The following is a 20,110-nucleotide window of genomic DNA, read 5'->3' as shown; positions in this document are numbered from 1 at the left end:
CCACCGGCCCGTTCGGTTCCCTCGAATCCTGCCCCAGGCCGACACCCGACTGAACGGGGCTTGCATGGCCGAGTCCATCGCGGGCGATGAAGTCGTGTTGGCGCCCGGACAGGTTGGCGAATGCGACGAGGACGTGGTGGCGCTGGATCTATCGGGCGGTAGGCACGGTTGCCGACGAAGCTGGGATCAACATGGTGGCAGCTCGGTGGGGAGCGTTCATCCGGTGACGGCGCCGTGCGCGGCGGAGCTGACCAGCTTGCGGTACTTCGCCAGCACACCCGAGGTGTATTTCGGTGGCGGCGGTGTCCAGCCGGTCTTGCGCGCGGCGAGTTCGGCGGCGTCGATGTCGACGTCGAGGCGGCGGTCGGCGACGTCGAGGACGATCGGGTCACCGTCGGCGACGAAGGCGATGGGCCCGCCGTCGGTGGCCTCGGGCGCCACGTGGCCTACGCACAAACCCGTTGTGCCGCCGGAGAATCGGCCGTCGGTGAGCAGCAGGACATCCTTGCCGAGGCCGGCGCCCTTGATCGCGCCGGTGATGGCGAGCATCTCGCGCATGCCCGGCCCACCCTTGGGTCCCTCGTATCGGATGACCACCACGTCACCGGCCACGATCGTGCCGTCCTCGAGCGCGTCCATCGCGGCGCGTTCGCCGTCGAACACCCTGGCGGTGCCGCGGAAGACGTCGGAGTCGAAGCCCGCGCTCTTCACCACGGCGCCCTCGGGGGCCAGCGAACCGTGCAGGATGGTGAGTCCGCCGGAGGCGTGGATCGGGCGGTCGAGCCGCCGGATGACCTCTCCGTCGAGGCCGAGGTCGAGATCGGCCAGGTTCTCGGCCATGGTCCGGCCGGTGACGGTCATGACCTCGCCGTGCATGAGGCCCGCGTCGAGCAGCGCCTTCATCACGACCGGGATGCCGCCGACCCGGTCCACATCGTTCATGACGTAGCGGCCGAACGGCTTGAGATCACCGAGATGCGGCACCTTGTCGCCGATCCGGTTGAAATCGGCGAGGGTGAGATCGACACCGGCCTCGCGCGCGATGGCCAGCAGATGCAGTACCGCGTTGGTCGACCCGCCGAGCGCCATGACCACGGTGATGGCATTCTCGAACGCGGGCATTGTCATGATGTCGCGGGCGGTGATGCCCCGGCGCAACAACTCGACCACCGCTTCGCCGGAGCGGCGCGCGTAGTCGTCGCGGCGGCGGTCCGGGGCGGGCGGTGCGGCCGATCCGGGCAGGCTCATCCCGAGCGCCTCGGCCGCCGAGGCCATGGTGTTGGCCGTGTACATGCCGCCGCACGCGCCCTCGCCGGGACAGATCGCGCGCTCGATCCGGTCGACTTCCTCCCGGCTGATGAGCCCTTTGATGCACGCGCCGACCGCTTCGAAGGCGTCGATGATCGTCACATCCCTGCCGTCGACATTGCCGGGCAGAATCGAGCCCGCGTAGAGGAACACGCTGGCCAGATCCAGCCGGGCGGCCGCCATGAGCATGCCGGGCAGGCTCTTGTCGCATCCGGCGAGCAGCACCGAGCCGTCCAGCCGTTCGGCCATCATCACCGTCTCCACCGAGTCGGCGATGATCTCGCGGCTCACCAGGGAGAAGTGCATCCCCTCGTGCCCCATCGAGATCCCGTCCGAGACCGAGATCGTGCCGAATTCGAGCGGATAGCCACCACCGGCGTGCACCCCCTCCTTCACGGCCTTGGCCAGCCGGTCCAGCGAGAGATTGCACGGGGTGATCTCGTTCCAGCTCGACGCCACCCCGATCTGCGGTTTGGCCCAGTCCTCGTCGCCCATGCCGACGGCCCGCAGCATGCCGCGGGCCGCGGTCTTCTCCAGCCCGTCGGTGACATCCCGGGAGCGCGGTTTGATGTCCACCGTCCGATCGCCGTCGTGTGTCATTCCGTCAGCCTACGAGCCGTCGGCGCGGATTGTGCCGAGCCGCACGCAACGACGTCGACACAGCCGCCGGTCGGTCAGCCCGTCGGGGGTGTCAGCCGGGTCACGGTGCCGAGGAAGCTCGTGACGTACAGCGCCGTCGGATCCCAGCCCGGACCTGCGCCGAACCGTACCGACGAGGACAGCGGGAGGCCGTCGGCGATCGCGCAGGTCTGTCCGGTGTCCAGGTCGACGCGCTGTATCCGGCCCGCCGCGTTGAGCGCCACGTACACGGTGCCGTCGGCGTCGACGGTCAGGTCGTCGGCGGAGTTCAGCGGGCCGAAACCGGGGACGACGGTCCTCGGCATCGGGCGCGCTGGGTCGGCGTAGTCGACAGCGGTGATCAGTGTGGCCGGATCGAAGGTGGTCGAGACGACGAGTCGCTGCCGCTGCCGGTCGAAGGCGAGGCCGTTGGTCGACGACAGCGACGGCGCGTAGGGCACGGCGGTGCCGTCGGCGGCGACCCTGGTCATGGTGGCTGCCCCGATGTCGCGGCTCACGACGAAGTCGCCGTCGGGGAGCCGGGCGAGGCCGTTGGGCATCGTCAATCCGGTGGCGACGGTGGTGAGGGCGCCGGTGTCGAGATCGAGTGCGCGGATCGTGCCGTCGGCCCGGTTCGCGAGTGCGGAGGCGACGGAGTTGCCGGTGGTGAAGTACGCGGTGCCACCGTCGACGACGATCCCGCCCGGAGTGTCGACCGCTGGTACCGCCACGCCGGCCGACCCGTCCGCGCCCAAGCGCACGATGGCGCCGGCGCCGCCGGTGGCGGATTGTTCGGACAGCAGCAGGTTCCCGCGCCCGTCGAACGCCAGATTCTCGAGAATTCCGTGGCCTGCGGAGACCGTGTGCGCGGTCCAGTGCGCACATGAGGGCGATGCCGCGGAGGCCGGCTGCACCGCTGGCAGCATCGTGGCGGTGGCGGCGGCGGTGAGCGCGGCGATCGCCCGCCGGGTGGATCGGGAGCTGGTCATCGGGTATTCCTGAGGTCGAGTGATCGGCGCGTCGATGGCCCGTGCTCAGGCTAGCGCCGACAGGCCACCCGCATGCCGGATTCCTCCTAGGCTTGGGACGGGATACGACGTTCACCGACGCGCAGGAGGTATGGATGACACGAGAGCTGGTCTACACGGGCTTCATGTCCCTGGACGGGGTGGTCGACTCGCCAGGGGGCATCGTCGAAGGGCATCGCAGCGGTGGCTGGGTGATGCAGACCGAGTTCGTTCCGGAAGCGTTCTCGCTCAAGGGGGAAGAACTGGCCGACACCTCGGCACTGATGTTCGGCAGGCGCAGCTATGAAGCGTTCGCGCCGATCTGGCGCGACTCCGAGGACCACGCCGCGTACAAGGACCTGCCCAAGTTCGTGGTCTCGTCCACGCTCACCGACGATGCGCTGATCGACGGCTGGGGCGAGCTCGCCCTGCTGCGCTCGGTGACCGATGTCGAGAAGCTGAAGCAGACCGAGGGCGGCGCGATCTATATCCACGGCAGCGCCGAACTGGCCCGCGGGCTGGCCGACGCCGATCTGATCGACCGCTACAACCTGCTCGTGTTCCCGGTCCTGCTCGGTGCGGGCAAGGGGCTGTTCCCGCACACCGATCGTCCGAAACAGCAACTGCGCTTGCTGGATTCGGCAAGCTATGACAACGGCGTCACCAAGCTGGTCTACGCCGTCGAACACTGAGCCGGGTCAGCGGCGCCGTGCCTGGGCGCGGAGCTGATCGCGCTCGGCGGTGAGCACCGCGATCGCGTCCTCGAGTTCGAGAATGCGCGCGACGGCGGCCAGGTTGATGCCCTGACCGGTGAGGGTGGTGATGCGCCCGAGCCTGGTCAGGTCGTCGCCGCTGTAGCGGCGGGTTCCGCCCGCGCTGCGCTCCGGCGCGATGAGCCCGTGCTGTTCGTACAGGCGCAGCGTCTGCACGCCGATCCCGGCCAGGTCCGCCGCGACCGAGATGGCGTATACGGCCCGGCCCGCGGCGGGGAACTGCCCACTGCCTCCTCGGTCCATCGGTCCTCCTCGCATCTGTCGAAGAATACCTCTCCGACTTCCTTGCACTCTCCTGCCTTGAGTGCTAAATAAAATCTATGTCAGATGACACAGGTTATCTGATGACGATTCTATCGAGAATGGAGTGTGTTGGAGGTGGCGACCATGCTGATGCGCACCGATGGCCTGCGCGATCTCGAGCGGGTGACCCAGCAGATGTTCGGCACGGCGGCCCGGCCCGCGGTGATGCCGATGGACGCGTGGCGTGACGGTGAGCGGTTCATCGTCGAGTTCGATCTGCCGGGGATGGACCCGGATTCGCTCGACCTCGATGTGGAACGCAATGTGGTGACGGTGCGCGCCGCGCGTCCCGAACTCGATGCCGACCGCCCGATGATCGCGGCCGAACGCGCACGCGGGGTGTTCTCCCGGCAGTTGTTCCTCGGCGAAGGTCTCGATACCGACAGCATTCGCGCGGACTATCGCGACGGGGTACTGCGGCTCACCATCCCGGTTGCCGAGAAGGCCAAGCCACGCAAGATCGAGATCGCCCGCGAACGCGAGCCTCAGGTCATCGACGCCTGAGGGCTGTCTCCTGATTTCCGCCGAGCAGGAAGGATGCCGATGAGTCCGTTTCCCGCTGAACGCCGGGAGTCCACCGTGTCCGCGGAGTCCGCCGTGCGCTGGCCCGATCCGAGTCCGCTGGACCGTTGGTGGACCGAGGTCATGGACGGCGTGCCGCAGTATCGCACCGCCGCGTCCGTGCCGCCGGCCGCGGCCTGACCAGTAGACGGCGCCCCACCCCGGCCGCGCGGGTGGGGCGCCGTCCGTCGTTGACAAAACGGGCGCTGTCCGCGAGAGTGCAATTACTAGGGCATCCAACTATCGGAAAACCGTGCATCAGCGTGTGCGGTGGCACGATCGACGACAAGGACCGGTATGGCTCGCGAACTCACGCATTTGATCGGTGGACAGCAGGTCCATGGCACCTCGGGCAGGTTCGGTGAGGTGTTCGATCCGAACACCGGCCAGGTGCAGGCGCGGGTGCCGTTGGCGAGCACGTCCGAGGTCGAGGCCGCGATCGCGAATGCGGCACAGGCGCAGCCGGTGTGGGCGGCGTTCAACCCGCAGAAGCGGGCCAGGGTGCTGATGAAGTTCCTGACCCTGGTCAACGACGAGATGGACAGTCTGGCCGCGTTGCTGTCGTCCGAGCACGGCAAGACCATCGCCGATGCCAAGGGTGATATCCAGCGTGGTCTCGAGGTGATCGAGTTCGCGGTCGGGATCCCGCATCTGCTCAAGGGCGAGTACACCGAGAGCGCGGGCACGGGGATCGATGTGTACTCGATGCGGCAGCCGCTGGGTGTGGTCGCGGGTATCACGCCGTTCAACTTCCCGGCGATGATTCCGCTGTGGAAGGCGGGTCCGGCGTTGGCGTGTGGTAATGCGTTCGTGCTCAAGCCGTCCGAGCGTGACCCGTCGGTGCCGCTGCGCCTGGCGGAGCTGTTCTTGGAGGCTGGGCTGCCGCCGGGGGTGTTCAATGTGGTCAACGGCGACAAGGAAGCCGTGGACACGATCCTGCGGGACGAGCGGATCAAGGCGGTCGGCTTCGTCGGGTCGACCCCGATCGCGCAGTACATCTACGAGACCGCCACCGCCAACGGCAAGCGCGCGCAGTGCTTCGGTGGCGCCAAGAACCACGCCATCGTGATGCCCGATGCCGACCTCGACGATGTCGCCGACCAGCTCATCGGTGCCGGTTACGGTTCCGCCGGTGAGCGCTGTATGGCGATCTCGGTCGCGGTACCGGTGGGCGAGGAGACCGCGGACCGGTTGGTCGCGAAGCTGACCGAGCGGGTGCACAAGCTCAATGTCGGGCGCTCCGACGATCCGGGTGCCGATTTCGGTCCGCTGGTCGGTGCCGATGGCGTGGACCGGGTCAACAAGTATGTGCAGATCGGTGTGGACGAGGGCGCCGAGCTGGTCGTGGACGGTCGCGGCCTCACGGTGGAGGGCGCCGAGGAAGGCTATTTCGTCGGGGCGAGCCTGTTCGACAAGGTCACAGCCGATATGCGCATCTACCAAGAGGAAATCTTCGGCCCCGTCGTCTCGGTGGTGCGCGCCGGTGACTACGAAGAGGCGCTGCGCCTGGCCGACGAGCACGAGTACGGCAACGGTGTCGCGATCTTCACCCGCGACGGTGACACCGCCCGCGATTTCGCCGCCCGCGTGCAGGTGGGCATGGTCGGGATCAATGTGCCGATCCCGGTCCCGATCGCGTACTACACCTTCGGTGGCTGGAAGCGCTCGGGCTTCGGCGATCTGAACCAGCACGGCCCGGACTCGATCCGCTTCTACACCAAGACCAAGACGGTGACCCAGCGCTGGCCTGCGGGCGCGAAGGAGTCCAACGCCTTCGTCATCCCCACCATGGACTGACCGGCGATGTTCACACTCGACGACGACGAACGCGCCATCACCGAGACCGCGCGCCAGTTCGCCGGCGAATTCCTCGCGCCCAACGCCCTGGAATGGGATGAGCGCAAACACTTCCCGGTCGATGTCCTGCGCAAGGCGGGCCCGGTCGGACTCGGCGGTGTGTACGTGCGCGAGGACGTCGGCGGCTCGGGTCTGCGCAGGCTCGACGCGGTGCGCATCTTCGAGGAACTGGCCTCGGGCTGTCCCGCGGTCGCGGCCTACATTTCCATCCACAACATGGCCACCTGGATGATCGATGCCTTCGGCACCGACGAGCAGCGGCACCGCTGGGTGCCCCAGCTCGCGTCGATGGAGCTGCTCGGCAGCTACGCGCTCACCGAACCCGGCGTCGGCTCCGACGCGGCCGCCCTGACCACCAGGGCGGTCCGCGACGGGGAAGACTACGTCCTCACCGGCGCCAAACAGTTCATCTCCGGCGCGGGCGCCAACGACGTGTACGTGATGATGGTGCGCACCGGCGGTGACGGTCCACGTGGCATCTCCGCGCTCATCGTCCCGGCCGATACCCCCGGCCTGACGGTGGGGCCCAACGAGCGCAAGATGGGCTGGAATGCCCAGCCGACCCGCCAGGTGATCCTGGCCGACGCTCGGGTTCCGGTCGCCAACCGGCTCGGCGCCGAGGGCGACGGTTTCGCGATCGCGATGAACGGGCTCAACGGCGGCAGGCTCAATATCGCCGCCTGCTCGGTCGGCGGTGCCAGGGCGGCCATGGACAAGTGCGTCCCATATCTGTCCGAACGTCAGGCGTTCGGCAAGCCGCTGGTGCACAACCAGGCGTTGCAGTTCGAACTCGCCGACATGCGCACCCAGCTGGAAGCGGCGCGCACCCTGCTGTGGCGGGCGGCCGCCGCGCTCGACGCCGGCGCGCCGGACAAGGTGGAACTGTGCGCGATGGCCAAGCGGTTCGCCACCGACGCCGGATTCGACGTGGCCAACAAGGCATTGCAATTGCACGGTGGCTACGGTTACCTGCACGAATACGGCCTGGAGAAGATCGTGCGCGACCTGCGCGTGCACCAGATCCTCGAAGGGACCAACGAGATCATGCGGGTGGTCGTTGCCCGCGCGGTGACAGGAGCGGCATGACCGACGAACCCGAAGTGCTGATCGCCGTCGAAGACGGACTCGGCCTCATCACCCTCAATCGGCCGCGGGCCATCAATGCGCTCAATCACCCGATGGCACTGGCGATCACCGACGCGCTGCGCGCCTGGGCGAGCGACGACGCGGTGCGCGCGGTCGTGGTCACCGGTGCGGGGGAGCGCGGGCTGTGCGCGGGCGGCGACATCGTCGCGATCCACGCCGACGCGAAAGGCGGTGCGGCGGGCGCCGATTCGCCGACCGGGGTGTTCTGGCGGGACGAGTACCTGCTCAACGCGCTGATCGGCAGCTACTCGAAGCCGTATGTGGTGATCATGGACGGCATCGTGATGGGCGGCGGTGTCGGGCTGTCCGGGCACGGCAGCCACCGCATCGTCACCGAGCGGTCCAAGATCGGGATGCCCGAGGTCGGGATCGGTTTCGTGCCCGATGTCGGCGGCACCTATCTGCTGTCGCGGGCGCCCGGCGAGCTCGGCACCCACGTCGCGCTGACCACCGCGCGGATGAGCGCGGGCGATGCCATCGCGGCCGGATTCGCCGACACGTATGTGCCGTCGTCCGCGCTGCCGGAACTGCTGAACGCGCTGCGCCACAACGGCGTCGACGCGGCGATCGCGAAGTTCGCCGAACCGGCGCCGCCGTCGGAACTGCTCGCCAACCAGGGCTGGATCGATGCCTGCTACGCCACGGACACCGTCGAGGAGATCGTGGCCCGGCTGCGGGCGGCCGACGCCCCCGAGGCGACGAAGGCCGCCGAGGACCTGCTCGCGAAGTCACCGGTCTCGGTGCAGGTCACCCTGCGTGCCCTGCGCGCGGCCCGCGAGCTGCCGACCCTGGAGGCGGTCCTCGACCAGGAGTACCGGGTTTCGATCGCCGCGCTGCGCTCGCACGACCTGGTGGAAGGCATTCGTGCCCAGGTGATCGACAAGGACCGCAACCCGCGGTGGCAGCCCGCCTCGCTGGGCGAGGTCACCGCGGACCAGGTGGCGGCCTACTTCGCCGAACTCGGCGACAACGAACTCGGCGCGGCACAGGAGGCGCAGCGATGAGCACGAAGATCGGATTCCTCGGACTCGGCCACATGGGCGCGCCCATGGCGGCCAATCTGGTGCGGGCGGGCTTCGAAGTGCTCGCCTACGACCCGGTGCCCGCCGCGCAGGAGCAGGCGCGCGCCGACGGGGCCACCGTGGTGGCTACCGCGGCCGAGGCGGCGGCGGACCGGGACGTGGTGATCACCATGCTGCCCAACGGCAAACTCGTCCTCGACGTGTACGCCGAACTGCTAGCCGCCGCCGCACCGGGCACGCTGTTCATCGACTGCTCCACCATCGATGTGGCCGACGCGAAAGAAGCGGCGGCACGGGCGGTCTCGGCCGGGCACCGGCCGCTGGACGCCCCCGTCTCCGGTGGTGTCGCGGGCGCGACCGCGGGCACCCTCACGTTCATGGTCGGCGGCGCGGCCGAGGACTTCGCGCAGGCCCGCGAGGTCCTCGACGTGATGGGCGGCAAGGTGGTGCACTGCGGCGCCGCCGGCGTCGGCCAGGCCGCGAAGATCTGCAACAACATGCTGCTCGGGATCTCCATGATCGGTCTGTCCGAGGCCATGGTGCTCGGCGAGAGCCTCGGTCTGAGCCACCAGTCGTTCTTCGACGTGGTCTCCACCGCCTCCGGCCAGAGCTGGGCGCTGACCAGCTACTGCCCGGTGCCGGGCCCGGTGCCTGCCAGCCCGGCCAACAACGACTACCGGCCCGGCTTCGCCACCGCCCTGATGTCGAAGGACCTCACCCTGGCGGCGAACGCCTTGCAAGCCAACGGCGTCCACGGCGAGCTCGGCACGCTCGCGGCGGCCGTCTACGCCCGGTTCGCCGAATCCGCCGCCGACCGCGACTTCTCGGCCATCATCACCGAGATCCGCGACAACTCGACCGGCCCGTCCTGAGCGACGCCACCCGCGTGTGCCCGGTGACCGAGGTCACCGGGCACACGACATTGCGGGTCAGGCGGCCGCCCGCACCGGCTTCATGCTGAGCGCGTACATGATGCCTGCCCCGAGCAGGGCACCGACTGGCCACGACAGCGCGGTGACCGAGGCGGTCTCGGGCACGAGCGCGACGAGAACACTGACGGTGCCCGCGACGATCAGGGCGATGAGAGCCTTCGGGTTGAACCCGCGCGTGTAGAAGTACGACCCGGCGGGATTGCCGGAGTACAGCTGCGCGACCTCGGTGCGCTGTTTGCGGACCAGGTAGTAGTCGACGACGAGAATGCCGAAGACCGGGCCCATCAGCGCACCGACACCACCGAGGAAGTACACGATGAAGTCCTGGTTGGCCCACAGCTTCCAGGGCAGCACCACCACCGACAGGACCGCGGTGATGATCCCGCCGGTGCGGAAGGAGATGTACTTCGGCGCGGCGTTGGAGATGTCGTAGGCGGGGGAGACGAAGTTGAGTACCACATTGATCCCGACGGTCGCGATGGCGAACAGCACGGCCGAGACGATCACGATGGCGTCGCTGTCGATATGGGCGACCAGCTCGACCGGATCCGACAGCACCTCACCGTAGACCTTCAGCGTGGCCAGCGAGATGATGATCGAGATCACCACGAACGCGGTCTCGTTGAACGGGATACCCCAGGCGTTGCCGCGCCGGATCGCCTTCTCGTCCGGGGAGAACCGGGCGAAGTCCGCGTAGTTCACCAGCGGGCCGGCCATGAACGCCACCATCAGGAACGCCACCCCGACGAACGCCGCAACGGTCTGCCCGCTCGAGAGCGCCTCTCCGGCACGGGCATTGAAGTCGATGCTCCAGTCGGCCTTGCCGAGAATCCAGATCGCCAGCGCGATCATGCCGATCCACACCACCGGCCCCGCGAAATCCGAGGCCTTGCGCACGATCTCCATGCCGTAGCTGATGATCGCCAGCTGCACCGCCCACAGCACCCCGAACGCGATCCAGCCGAGCGTGGACAGCCCGAGGAACGTCGAGGTGGTGAGCGATTCGAGCCCCGGCGAGACGCGCAGCAGCAGCACGATCAGCGCGGTGGAGGCCAGATAGGTCTGGATGCCGTACCAGAAGATGGCCACCAGGGCCCGCAGCAGCGCGGGAACATTGGCGCCGAACACCCCGAAGGTGGCGCGGGCGAAGACGGGGAACGGAACCCCCACCTTCTGGCCCGCGACACCGACGAGATTGCTGCCGAGCCACAGCAGCAGCACCCCGGCGAACAGGGCGAGCATGGTCTGCCAGCCGGTCATGCCCAGTGCCAGCATGCCGACGGCGAAGCCGTAGCTGGCGATGCTGTGCGCCGAGGTCATCCACAGACAGAACAGGTCCCAGGTGCGCCAGGTCGCCGTGTCCTTGGTAGTGGGTGCCAAGTCGTCGTTGACCAGCTGCGAATGGTGGTCGGCGCCGCCGGGCGCCACGACCTGTGTCTCTGTCATCGAACCGAACTCTCTCTTGGTGCTAACTGTTCTGGGGGAACCCGAGGTTGATCCCGCCGTGGCTGGGGTCGAGCCACCGCGAGGTGATCGCCTTCTCCTGGGTGAAGAAGGCGAAGCCGTTGGCGCCGTAGGCCTTCGCGTCGCCGAACATCGACGCCTTGTGCCCGCCGAAGCTGTGATAGGCCACCGGGACCGGGATCGGCACGTTGATACCGATCATGCCGACGCTCACCTGCCGCTGGAACTCGCGCGCGGCGCCACCGTCGTTGGTGAAGATCGCGACGCCGTTGCCGTAGGGCGAAGCGTTGATCAGGTCGACGCCGGGTTCGAAACCGGCCACCCGGACCACCGAGAGCACCGGGCCGAAGATCTCGTCGCGGTAGACCGCCGATGCGGTGGACACCTTGTCGATCAGGGTGGGCCCGAGCCAGAAGCCCTCCGCCGCACCGTCGAAGGTCGCGGTGCGGCCGTCGACCACGATCTCGGCGCCGTCGGCGGTGGCGACGTCGAGGTAGCCCGCCACCTTGTCGCGGTGTTCGCGGGTGATCAGCGGCCCCATGTCGCAGCCGCGGCGGCCGTCGCCGGTGCGCAGACCGGCCATCCGCTCGGCGATCTTGGCGACCAGTTCGTCGGCGATCGAGTCGACCGCGAGCAGCACGCTGACGGCCATGCAGCGTTCGCCCGCCGACCCGAACCCGGCGTTGACGGCGGCGTCGGCGGCGAGGTCGAGGTCGGCGTCGGGCAGCACCAGCATGTGGTTCTTCGCACCGCCGAGTGCCTGCACCCGTTTGCCGGCGGCGGCGGCGGTGGCGTAGACGTAGCGCGCGATGGGGGTGGAGCCGACGAAGGAGATCGCGGCCACGTCGGGGTGGGTGAGCAGCGCGTCCACGGCTTCCTTGTCGCCGTGCACCACGTTGAGCACGCCCGGCGGCAGCCCCGCCTCGACGGCGAGCTCGGCCAGCCAGTTGGCCGCCGACGGGTCCTTCTCGCTCGGCTTGAGCACCACGGTGTTGCCCGCGGCGATGGCCAGCGGGAAGAACCACAGTGGCACCATGGCCGGGAAGTTGAACGGGCTGATGATGCCGACCACGCCGACCGGTTCGCGCACGGTGTACACATCGACGCCGGTGGACACGTTCTGGCTGTAGTCGCCCTTGGCCAGCTGCGGCATGGCGAGCGCGAACTCGACGACCTCGAGGCCGCGGGCGATCTCGCCTGCCGCATCGCTGAGCACCTTGCCGTGCTCGGCGGTGAGGATCTGGGCCAGTTCGTCGCGGCGGGCGTTGAGCAGCTCGCGGAAGGTCAGCAGGAACCGCGACCTGGTCGCTATCGAACTGTCGCGCCACTGCGGCAGCGCGGCGGCCGCGGCGGCGACGGCGGCGCCGACATCGGCGGTGCTCGCCAACCTGACCTCGCGCTGGGGTGTGCCGAGCGCCGGATCGAACACCGGTGCGGTGCGGGTGGATTCGCCGGGCCAGGCTTTGCCGTCGACCCAGTGATCGAGAACGGGGGTGGTCATGTGAGCTCCTTTGTTCACAGTCCGGCCATGACATCGCGGATGATCGCGATGCCCTCGGTGGCCTCGGCGTCGGTGATCACGCACGGTGGCACCACGTGCAGGCGGTTGTCGGCCACGAACGGCAGCACACCGCGCTCGACGAGGCCTGCCTTGAGTCGCGCCATGGTGGCGGCGGAGACGGGTTCGCGGGTCGCGCGGTCGGCGACCAGCTCGACCGCCCAGAACACGCCTTCGCCCCTGACCTCACCGACGATCGGCAGGTCGGTCAGCTCGGCGAGCGCGGGTCCGATGGTCTCGCGGCCGAGGCGGGCGGCGTTCTCGACGATGCCCTCCTCGGCCATGGCATCGAGCGCGGCCACGATCGACGCGGCGGCCAGCGGATGGCCGCTGTAGGTGAGGCCGCCGGGGAAGACGCGCTCGTCGAAGGTGCGCGCGATGGACTCGGCGATGATCACGCCACCGACCGGGACATAGCCGCTGTTCACCCCCTTGGCGAAGGTGATCAGGTCCGGCACCACGTCGTGGCGGCTGAACGCGAACCAGGCACCGGTGCGGCCGAAGCCGGCCATCACCTCGTCGAGGATCAACAGGATTCCGTACCGGTCGGCGATCGCCCGCACCCCGGCCAGATATCCGGGCGGTGGCACCAGGATGCCCGCGGTGCCCGGCAGGCTCTCGAGCAGGATCGCCGCTATCGAATCCGGCCCCTCGGATTGCACCACGCGCTCGAGATGACGCAGCGCGCGTTCGCACTCCTGCTCGGCGCTCTCGGCCCAGAACTCGCTGCGGTACAGGTAGGGCCCGAAGAAGTGGACGTGCCCGCGGGCGAACTCGTTGGGCACCCGCCGCCAGTCGCCGGTGGCGACCACCGCTGCCCCGGTGTTGCCGTGGTAGGAGCGGTAGGTGGAGAGCACCTTGTCGCGGCCGGTGTGCAGCCGCGCCATCCTGATGGCGTTCTCCACCGCGTCGGCTCCACCGTTGGTGAAGAACACCTTGTCCAGCCCCGGTGGGGTGAGCGCGGTGATTCGCTGGGCCGCCATGCCGCGCGCCAGATTCGCGGTGGCGGGCGCGATCGTGGTGAGCCGGGCAGCCTGCTCGGCGATGGCCCTGGTTACCACCGGATGCTGGTGGCCGATGTTGACATTCACCATCTGGCTGGAGAAGTCGAGATACTCCCGCCCGGCGTGATCCCACACCCGGCTGCCGCGGCCGCCGGCCAGCACCAGCGGATGCAGCGCGCCCTGCGCCGACCAGGAGTGGAACACGTGCTCGCGGTCGAGCTGGTAGGCAAGGGCGTCCAGGTCGACCTCGGTGGCGGTCACGACGCCGCCTTGGTTGCGGTGATGTGGGCGGCCATGCCCGGAATGACGATCTCACCGTAGGTACGCAAAGTCTCCTCCTTGTTGTCGTGCTGGAGATAGCCCGCGAACTGGTCGACACCGAGCTCGGCGAGGCGGCGCAGCTTGTGCAGGTGGTCTTCGGCGGTGCCGAGCACACAGAACCGGTCGACGATGTCGTCGGTGACGAACTCGGCGTGTGTGTTGCCCGCCCGGCCGTGCTGGTTGTAGTCGTAGCCGTTGCGGCCGGCGATGTAGTCGGTCAACGCCGGTGGCACCGAACCGGATTCGCCGTAGCGGGCCACGATGTCGGCCACATGGTTGCCGACCATGCCGCCGAACCAGCGGCACTGATCGCGCATGTGCGCCCAGTCGGTGCCGATGTACATGGGCGCGGCCACGCAGATCTTGACGGCGTCGGGGTCGCGGCCCGCGGCGGCCGCGGCCTCCTTGACGGTGCCGATCATCCACTCGGCGATATCGAGATCGGCCAGCTGCAGGATGAACCCGTCGGCGACCTCGCCCGCCAGCGCCAGGGCCCGCGGCCCGTACGCGGCCACCCACACGTCGAGGGTCGATCCGGTGCTCCACGGCAGCTGGAGCACCCGCCCGTCGACCTGGACCGCGCGCGAGTTCGCGAGTTCCCTGATGACATGGATGGATTCGCGCAGCGTCGCGAGGGTGGTCGGCTTGCCGCCGCCGACCCGGACCGCGGAGTCGCCGCGCCCGATCCCGCAGATGGTGCGGTTGCCGTAGGCCTCGTTGAGCGTGGCGTAGGTGGACGCGGTGACCGTCCAGTCCCTGGTCGCCGGGTTGGTGACCATCGGCCCGACGGTGATCCGCTTGGTCTCGTGCAGGATCTGGCTGTACAGGACATACGGTTCCTGCCACAGCACATGGGAGTCGAAGGTCCACAGGTGGCTGAATCCGTGGACCTCGGCGAGCTTGGCCAGGTACACCGAGCGCGCGGCGGGTGGATCGCATTGCAGCACCGCTCCGAATTGCATGGCAGTCTCCTAGATCAGGTACTGGCACGGATCGCGGCGGACGAACCGTCCGTCGCCCTTGCGGCCGAGGTAGGCGTTGTCGTCGACGATCACCGCGCCGCGGGAGAGCACGGTGTCGACGTGACCGTCGATCTCGTAGCCCTCCCAGGCGGAATGGTCCATGTTCATGTGGTGGGTGGCGTTCACGCCGATCGAGGTGTGCCCGTTCGGGTCGTAGATCACGATGTCGGCATCGGCGCCGGGGGCCAGCACGCCCTTGCGGCCGTAGAGCCCGAACATGCGGGCCGGGGTGGTGGCGGTGATCTCCACCCAGCGTTCGAGACTGATCTTGCCGTCGACCACGCCCTGATACATCAGGTCCATGCGGTGCTCCACCGAGCCGATGCCGTTGGGAATCTTGGAGAAGTCGCCCACACCCATGTCCTTCTGGCCCTTCATACAGAAGGGGCAGTGGTCGGTGGACACCATCTGCAGGTCGTTGGTGCGCAACGCGTTCCACGCTTCGTCCTGATGGTGGTCGTGCTTGGACCGCAGCGGCGTCGAGCACACCCATTTGGCGCCGTCGAAGCCGGGTGCGCCGAGCTGATCCTCCAGCGACAGATACAGATACTGCGGGCAGGTCTCGCCGAAGACGTTCTGGCCGCGATCGCGCGCGGTGGCCAGCTGGGCCACGGCCTGTTTGGCCGACACGTGCACCACGTACAGCGGCGCGCCGGTGAGTTTGGCGAGCATGATCGCGCGGTGGGTGGCCTCCTCCTCCAGCTCCCAGGCCCGGGCGATGCCGTGGTAGTACGGCGCGGTCTTGCCCTCGGCGAGCAGCTGGCCGACCAGCACATCGATGGCGGGCCCGTTCTCGGCGTGCATCATGGTGAGCAGCCCGGTGTCGGCGCCGGTCTGCATGGCGCGCAGGATCTGGGCGTCGTCGCTGTAGAACACCCCCGGATAGGCCATGAACAGCTTGAAACTGCTCACTCCCTCGCCGGGCAGTTCCCGCATGGCGCGCAGCGATTCGTCGTTGACGTCACCGATGATCTGGTGGAACGAGTAGTCGATGGCGCACTGGCCCGCGGCCATGTCGTGCCAGGTGGCCAGGCTGTCCTGGACGCGTTCGCCGAACTTCTGCACGGCGAAATCGATGATGGTGGTGGTGCCACCCCACGCCGCTGCCCTGGTCCCGGTCTCGAAATCGTCGGCGGCGGTGGTGCCGCCGAACGGCATCGACATGTGTGTGTGCGCGTCGATACCGCCGGGGATGACGTATTTGCCGGTCGCGTCGATCACCGTGTCGACGGTGGCGGCCAGGTCGGCGCCGAGCACGGTACTGCCCGGCTCGAGCAGGGCGACGATGCGCTCACCGTCGATGAGCACATCGGCCGCGCCGCGTCCGGTGGCCGAGACGACGGTCCCGCCGGAGATCAATGTGGTTGCCATATCGGGCCTTCCGCTCAGGGTGCGACGATGGCGCCGTAGGAATCGGGACGGCGGTCGCGATAGAACTGCCAGTCGGCGCGGACCTCGCGGACCAGCCCCAGATCGAGCTCGCGGATCACCAGTTCCTCGGTGCCGGTCGAGGCGATCTCGCCGACGTAGTTGCCGCGCGGGTCGACGAAATAGGAACTGCCGTAGAAGGTGACCGCCGCGTCACCGAACTCGTCGGACTCGGTGCCGATGCGGTTGTTGGCGGCGATGAAGTACTGGTTGGCCGCGGCCGCGGCGGGCTGCTCGAGCTCCCAGAGCCGGTTGGACAGGCCGGGTTTGGTGGCCGAGGGGTTGAACACCAGTTCCGCGCCGCCGAGGCCGTAGGCACGCCAGCCCTCGGGGAAGTGCCGGTCGTAGCAGATGTACACGCCGACCCGGCCCACAGCGGTGTCGAAGACCGGGTATCCCAGATTCCCCGGCCGGAAATAGAACTTCTCCCAGAAGCTGGGCAGGTGCGGAATGTGGTGCTTGCGGTATTTGCCGAGGTAGCTGCCGTCGGCATCGATCACCGCCGCGGTGTTGTACAGCACCCCGGGCTGATCCTGCTCGTAGACCGGGAGCACGATCACCATATTGTGCGCGCGGGCCAGTGCCGCGAAACGTTCGGTGGTGGGGCCGGGCACCGACTCGGCGTACTCGTAGTACTTCTTGTCCTGCACATTGCCGAAATACGGGCCGTAGAACAGTTCCTGGAAGCAGATGATCTGCACGCCCTCGGCCGCCGCCTGCTCGACGAACTTCTCGTGCTTGGCGAGCATGGATTCCTTGTCGCCGGTCCACGTCGCCTGCGTGATGGCTGCCTTGATGATCGTCACCAGTGGATCTCCTCGCTGAATCGGATTGTGTTATCGTCAGCAATAAACATTTCTTTAATGTTTCACTCGGTGTGGAGAAGTGTAAATCTCCGGCCGCGACGGCGAGGCGAAAGTGAACGAACGAATCCGGATCGAAGATCCGACGCCGGCGGGCATCGCCGGTGCCATCGCGCGGGCGATCACCAGTGGCGAGTTGCGCGCGGGCGACCGGCTGCCGACCGTGCGGGAGCTGTCGCGACAGCTCGGGGTGAGTCCGGCGACGGTGAGTCACGGGTGGCGGGCGCTGGCGCAGGCCGGTCTGGTCGTATCCAGGGGGCGCAGTGGGACTTTCGTCGCCGAAGCGGCGGCCCGCCCCGCGCCTGCCAGGGCGGGTGGGATGAGCGGCGGCGCCAGGGACGCGCGGCTCGACCTGTCGCTCGGGACGCCGGATCCCGCACTGCTGCCAGAGATCGGCGCGTTGCTGGCGCAGGTGGCGTCGCAGGGAGAGACCACCGACTATCACCAGGCGCCGGTCGTCCCCGAGCTCGGCAGGCTGTTGCAGGCCGACTGGCCGACCCGCTCGGGTGGGCTCACCGTGGTCGACGGTGCGATGGACGCGGTGGCGCGCAGCCTGCAGGCGGTGGTGCGGTTCGGCGACCGGGTGATCGTCGAGAATCCCACCTTCCCGCACTTCCTCGACTTCCTGGAATCCATCGGCGTACAGGCGCTTCCGGTGGCGATGGACGAGTGCGGGATCCTGCCCGCCGAGCTGGCGCGGGCGCTGGACCTGGCGCCACGGGCGGCGATCGTGCAGCCGCGCGCGCAGAACCCGACCGGTGCCACCATGACGGCCGAGCGCGCCGAAGAGCTGGCCGCGATCCTGCGCGCGAGCCCGCACCGCTGCGTGGTCGTCGAGGACGATCACTCCGGCGCCATCGTGGCCGCTGACGACATCAGCCTGGGCCGGTGGCTGCCCGACCAGGTGCTGCACATCCGCAGCTTCTCCAAATCGCACGGCCCCGACCTGCGGATCGCGGCGCTGTCGGGACCGGAGGAGGTGATCGACCGTATCGTCGCCACCCGGATGCTCGGCCCCGGCTGGACCCCGCGCATTCTGCAACGGCTGCTCTACGAGCTGCTGCGCGACGAGACCGCTTGCCGCGCGGTCGAATTCGCGCGTGACGAGTACGCTCGGCGCCGCGCGGCGCTGGGCACGGCGTTGCGCGGGCACGGTGTCGGGATCGCCGACGGCGACGGCCTGAACGCCTGGCTGCCGGTCACCGACGAGCGTTCGGCCCTGGTCCACCTGGCGGCCAACGGGATCCGGGTCGCGCCGGGCGGCCCCTTCTGTGTCGGCGACCCGGGCGGCGGAACGCAGGCGGTGCGGGTCACAGTGGCGCCGCTGCGGGACGGGGTCGATGAGGTCGCCCGGATCCTTTCCGCCGCCGCGCAACCGCCACGCCAGTCCGACTACTTCACCCTCGGTCCCGCATGACCCGGTGAATGGAATTCCCCTCTTGAGCCGTTCGTCTCCACGCTGGGATCGTCGGCGCGGCGTCGGCGCCGATCGAGCGCCGCGCGGGCGATGAGGAGGAACGGGCGATGAACAGCGAGGCGACCGGCGCAGTGCCGGGACAGGACCGGAAACCGGTGCGCCGGGTCGCATTGTCGAGCCTGCTCGGCACCACTATCGAGTACTACGACTTCCTGCTGTACGGCACGATGGCGGCCGTCGTTTTCGGGAAACTGTTCTTCCCGTCGGACAATCCGGCGGCGGGCACCATCGCCGCCTTCGGCACCCTCGCGGCGGGCTACCTCGCCCGGCCGCTCGGCGGCGTGCTGTTCGGCCACTTCGGCGATCGCGTCGGGCGCAAGGCGATGCTGGTGATCACCATGACCCTGATGGGTGTGGCCAGCGCGGTGATCGGCGTGCTGCCCACCTACGCCATGATCGGTGTGCTCGCCCCAGTGCTGCTGGTGACGCTGCGGGTGCTGCAGGGCATCGCCGTCGGCGGCGAATGGGGTGGCGCGGCGCTGATGGTCGTCGAGCACGCCGACTCCGGCACGCGCGGCCGATGGACCGGGATCATGCAGCTGGGCACCCCGTTCGGGTTCCTGCTCTCGACCACCGCGGTGACGGTGGTGACCATGCTGCCGGACGCGGCACTCTACTCGTGGGGCTGGCGGATCCCGTTCCTCGCCAGCGCGGGCCTGCTGGCGATCGGTCTCTATGTGCGGCTGAAAGTGATGGAGAGCCCGGTGTTCACCGCGGCTGCCGACCAGGGGGAGCGCAAGCTGCCGATCGCGGAGGTGCTGCGGCAGCCTCGCCATCTCCTGCCCGCGGTCGCGGTGGGTATCGGCCCGTTCGCGCTCACCGCGCTGACCAGTTCGCACATCATCACCTACGCCACCGGTATCGGCTACGCGCTGTCGAGCGTGATGCGCTCGTTGCTGATCATCGTCGCGGTGTCGATCGTGTCCATCCCGTTGTTCGCCGCGCTCTCCGACCGGCTGGGCAGGCGCCGGGTGATGATGGCCGGTGCCGTCGCGACCGTGCCGTACGCGTTCCCGCTGTATGCCCTCGTCGACACCGGCTCGGTCCTCATCCTGACCGGCGCGCTGATGATCGCGCAGTTTCTGCAGAACGCGATGTACGCCCCGCTGACGCCGCTGCTGTCGGAGATGTTCCCCACCCGCATCCGCTACACCGGTGTGTCGGTGGCCTACCAGAGCGCCGCGCTGCTCGGCGCGGGCTGCACGCCGCTGATCGCGAGCAGCCTGACCGCGGCCTTCGGGCAGACGAGTGCGCCGCTGAGCGTGATCGCCGCGGTCGCGGCACTGGTCACTCTCGGCGCGCTCGCGGTGACGGCGGAGACCAGGGGCCGGGATCTGACCGCCGAACTCGGCGCGAACGACCGCGACGACGAACGACGAGTTCACGCGGTCTGACCACGGCACCGCATCCCGGTGGCCGGGAAGCCACCTTCCGCTTGCCCGCCGC

At 68.7% G+C, this 20,110-nt stretch carries 18 protein-coding genes; 9 read left to right on the top strand and 9 right to left on the bottom strand.

What is annotated here, in order from left to right; translation table 11 throughout:
* Positions 1 to 216: 216 nt before the first annotated feature.
* Positions 217 to 1,908 carry a dihydroxy-acid dehydratase gene (ilvD, locus tag ACFOW8_RS26195; protein WP_378554184.1) on the bottom strand — a complete coding sequence of 564 codons (1,692 nt, stop codon included), beginning with the start codon at positions 1,906 to 1,908 and terminating at the stop codon, positions 217 to 219.
* 74 nt (positions 1,909 to 1,982) lie between these two features.
* Entirely contained in the window at positions 1,983 to 2,915 is a 933-nt protein-coding gene (locus tag ACFOW8_RS26190) for an SMP-30/gluconolactonase/LRE family protein (protein ID WP_378554182.1), read from the bottom strand.
* A 134-nt stretch (positions 2,916 to 3,049) separates the two neighbouring features.
* Between ACFOW8_RS26190 and ACFOW8_RS26185 the strand changes: the two genes are divergently transcribed.
* Positions 3,050 to 3,625: a dihydrofolate reductase family protein gene (locus tag ACFOW8_RS26185; RefSeq protein WP_378554180.1), complete on the top strand. Its 576-nt coding sequence runs from the start codon at positions 3,050 to 3,052 to the stop codon at positions 3,623 to 3,625.
* Positions 3,626 to 3,631: 6 nt separating this feature from the next.
* Here ACFOW8_RS26185 and ACFOW8_RS26180 read toward each other — a convergent pair whose 3' ends face one another.
* The gene (locus ACFOW8_RS26180; protein WP_378554179.1) at positions 3,632 to 3,949 is read right to left on the bottom strand and encodes a MerR family transcriptional regulator; all 318 of its coding nucleotides are present in this window, start codon (positions 3,947 to 3,949) and stop codon (positions 3,632 to 3,634) included.
* 144 nt (positions 3,950 to 4,093) lie between these two features.
* Between ACFOW8_RS26180 and ACFOW8_RS26175 the strand changes: the two genes are divergently transcribed.
* The 6 genes from ACFOW8_RS26175 (at position 4,094) to mmsB (ending at position 9,467) form a co-directional block, all read left to right on the top strand.
* Positions 4,094 to 4,513, top strand: coding sequence for an Hsp20/alpha crystallin family protein (locus tag ACFOW8_RS26175; RefSeq protein ID WP_378554178.1), 420 nt, complete (start codon positions 4,094 to 4,096; stop codon positions 4,511 to 4,513).
* A gap of 39 nt (positions 4,514 to 4,552) precedes the next feature.
* Positions 4,553 to 4,711, top strand: a complete 159-nt coding sequence (locus ACFOW8_RS26170) for a hypothetical protein (RefSeq protein ID WP_378554177.1) — start codon at positions 4,553 to 4,555, stop codon at positions 4,709 to 4,711.
* Between the two features lie 156 nt (positions 4,712 to 4,867).
* Positions 4,868 to 6,367 carry a CoA-acylating methylmalonate-semialdehyde dehydrogenase gene (locus ACFOW8_RS26165; RefSeq protein ID WP_378554175.1) on the top strand — a complete coding sequence of 500 codons (1,500 nt, stop codon included), beginning with the start codon at positions 4,868 to 4,870 and terminating at the stop codon, positions 6,365 to 6,367.
* A gap of 6 nt (positions 6,368 to 6,373) precedes the next feature.
* Positions 6,374 to 7,513: an acyl-CoA dehydrogenase family protein gene (locus tag ACFOW8_RS26160; RefSeq protein WP_378554174.1), complete on the top strand. Its 1,140-nt coding sequence runs from the start codon at positions 6,374 to 6,376 to the stop codon at positions 7,511 to 7,513.
* Positions 7,510 to 8,577, top strand: coding sequence for an enoyl-CoA hydratase/isomerase family protein (locus ACFOW8_RS26155; protein WP_378554173.1), 1,068 nt, complete (start codon positions 7,510 to 7,512; stop codon positions 8,575 to 8,577). The genes ACFOW8_RS26160 and ACFOW8_RS26155 overlap by 4 nt, the downstream gene beginning before the upstream one ends.
* Positions 8,574 to 9,467 carry a 3-hydroxyisobutyrate dehydrogenase gene (gene mmsB / locus ACFOW8_RS26150; protein ID WP_378554172.1) on the top strand — a complete coding sequence of 298 codons (894 nt, stop codon included), beginning with the start codon at positions 8,574 to 8,576 and terminating at the stop codon, positions 9,465 to 9,467. The genes ACFOW8_RS26155 and mmsB overlap by 4 nt, the downstream gene beginning before the upstream one ends.
* Before the next feature lie 57 nt (positions 9,468 to 9,524).
* Here the strand turns inward: mmsB and ACFOW8_RS26145 are convergent, their stop codons facing one another.
* From ACFOW8_RS26145 to ACFOW8_RS26120, 6 genes are read right to left on the bottom strand one after another with little or no spacing between them, the layout of a single operon-like run.
* On the bottom strand, positions 9,525 to 10,973 hold the full coding sequence (locus tag ACFOW8_RS26145) for an NCS1 family nucleobase:cation symporter-1 (protein WP_378554171.1): 1,449 nt from the start codon (positions 10,971 to 10,973) through the stop codon (positions 9,525 to 9,527).
* Between the two features lie 22 nt (positions 10,974 to 10,995).
* The gene (locus tag ACFOW8_RS26140) at positions 10,996 to 12,492 is read right to left on the bottom strand and encodes a CoA-acylating methylmalonate-semialdehyde dehydrogenase (RefSeq protein WP_378554170.1); all 1,497 of its coding nucleotides are present in this window, start codon (positions 12,490 to 12,492) and stop codon (positions 10,996 to 10,998) included.
* A 14-nt stretch (positions 12,493 to 12,506) separates the two neighbouring features.
* Positions 12,507 to 13,814: an aspartate aminotransferase family protein gene (locus tag ACFOW8_RS26135; protein WP_378554169.1), complete on the bottom strand. Its 1,308-nt coding sequence runs from the start codon at positions 13,812 to 13,814 to the stop codon at positions 12,507 to 12,509.
* Positions 13,811 to 14,836: a TIGR03842 family LLM class F420-dependent oxidoreductase gene (locus ACFOW8_RS26130; protein WP_378554168.1), complete on the bottom strand. Its 1,026-nt coding sequence runs from the start codon at positions 14,834 to 14,836 to the stop codon at positions 13,811 to 13,813. Before ACFOW8_RS26130 ends, ACFOW8_RS26135 begins: the two co-directional genes overlap by 4 nt.
* Positions 14,837 to 14,845: 9 nt before the next feature.
* The gene (gene hydA / locus ACFOW8_RS26125; protein ID WP_378554166.1) at positions 14,846 to 16,267 is read right to left on the bottom strand and encodes a dihydropyrimidinase; all 1,422 of its coding nucleotides are present in this window, start codon (positions 16,265 to 16,267) and stop codon (positions 14,846 to 14,848) included.
* A gap of 14 nt (positions 16,268 to 16,281) precedes the next feature.
* The gene (locus ACFOW8_RS26120) at positions 16,282 to 17,124 is read right to left on the bottom strand and encodes a nitrilase-related carbon-nitrogen hydrolase (RefSeq protein WP_378554677.1); all 843 of its coding nucleotides are present in this window, start codon (positions 17,122 to 17,124) and stop codon (positions 16,282 to 16,284) included.
* Between the two features lie 118 nt (positions 17,125 to 17,242).
* Here ACFOW8_RS26120 and ACFOW8_RS26115 point away from each other — a divergent pair, with 118 nt between their 5' ends.
* Complete coding sequence (locus ACFOW8_RS26115; protein ID WP_378554165.1) at positions 17,243 to 18,604, top strand: aminotransferase-like domain-containing protein; 1,362 nt, start codon at positions 17,243 to 17,245, stop codon at positions 18,602 to 18,604.
* A 107-nt stretch (positions 18,605 to 18,711) separates the two neighbouring features.
* Positions 18,712 to 20,058 carry an MFS transporter gene (locus ACFOW8_RS26110; RefSeq protein ID WP_378554163.1) on the top strand — a complete coding sequence of 449 codons (1,347 nt, stop codon included), beginning with the start codon at positions 18,712 to 18,714 and terminating at the stop codon, positions 20,056 to 20,058.
* Positions 20,059 to 20,110: the final 52 nt, after the last annotated feature.

Origin of the sequence: Nocardia rhizosphaerae (assembly GCF_042650365.1) — a bacterium.
GTDB classification, from domain to species: Bacteria; Actinomycetota; Actinomycetes; order Mycobacteriales; family Mycobacteriaceae; genus Nocardia; species Nocardia rhizosphaerae.
Note: the sequence above shows the minus strand (reverse complement) of the source record. Positions and strands in the feature narration are given on the sequence as shown.

Coding starts and splice junctions, on each gene's coding strand:
- mmsB (WP_378554172.1), top strand. CDS start 8,574: ATGAGCACGAAGATCGGATTCCTCGGACTCGGCCACATGGGCGCGCCC.
- ACFOW8_RS26165 (WP_378554175.1), top strand. CDS start 4,868: ATGGCTCGCGAACTCACGCATTTGATCGGTGGACAGCAGGTCCATGGC.
- ACFOW8_RS26140 (WP_378554170.1), bottom strand. CDS start 12,492: ATGACCACCCCCGTTCTCGATCACTGGGTCGACGGCAAAGCCTGGCCC.
- ACFOW8_RS26190 (WP_378554182.1), bottom strand. CDS start 2,915: ATGACCAGCTCCCGATCCACCCGGCGGGCGATCGCCGCGCTCACCGCC.
- ACFOW8_RS26110 (WP_378554163.1), top strand. CDS start 18,712: ATGAACAGCGAGGCGACCGGCGCAGTGCCGGGACAGGACCGGAAACCG.
- ACFOW8_RS26160 (WP_378554174.1), top strand. CDS start 6,374: ATGTTCACACTCGACGACGACGAACGCGCCATCACCGAGACCGCGCGC.
- ACFOW8_RS26130 (WP_378554168.1), bottom strand. CDS start 14,836: ATGCAATTCGGAGCGGTGCTGCAATGCGATCCACCCGCCGCGCGCTCG.
- ACFOW8_RS26180 (WP_378554179.1), bottom strand. CDS start 3,949: ATGGACCGAGGAGGCAGTGGGCAGTTCCCCGCCGCGGGCCGGGCCGTA.
- ACFOW8_RS26175 (WP_378554178.1), top strand. CDS start 4,094: ATGCTGATGCGCACCGATGGCCTGCGCGATCTCGAGCGGGTGACCCAG.
- ACFOW8_RS26145 (WP_378554171.1), bottom strand. CDS start 10,973: ATGACAGAGACACAGGTCGTGGCGCCCGGCGGCGCCGACCACCATTCG.
- ilvD (WP_378554184.1), bottom strand. CDS start 1,908: ATGACACACGACGGCGATCGGACGGTGGACATCAAACCGCGCTCCCGG.
- hydA (WP_378554166.1), bottom strand. CDS start 16,267: ATGGCAACCACATTGATCTCCGGCGGGACCGTCGTCTCGGCCACCGGA.
- ACFOW8_RS26155 (WP_378554173.1), top strand. CDS start 7,510: ATGACCGACGAACCCGAAGTGCTGATCGCCGTCGAAGACGGACTCGGC.
- ACFOW8_RS26185 (WP_378554180.1), top strand. CDS start 3,050: ATGACACGAGAGCTGGTCTACACGGGCTTCATGTCCCTGGACGGGGTG.
- ACFOW8_RS26170 (WP_378554177.1), top strand. CDS start 4,553: ATGAGTCCGTTTCCCGCTGAACGCCGGGAGTCCACCGTGTCCGCGGAG.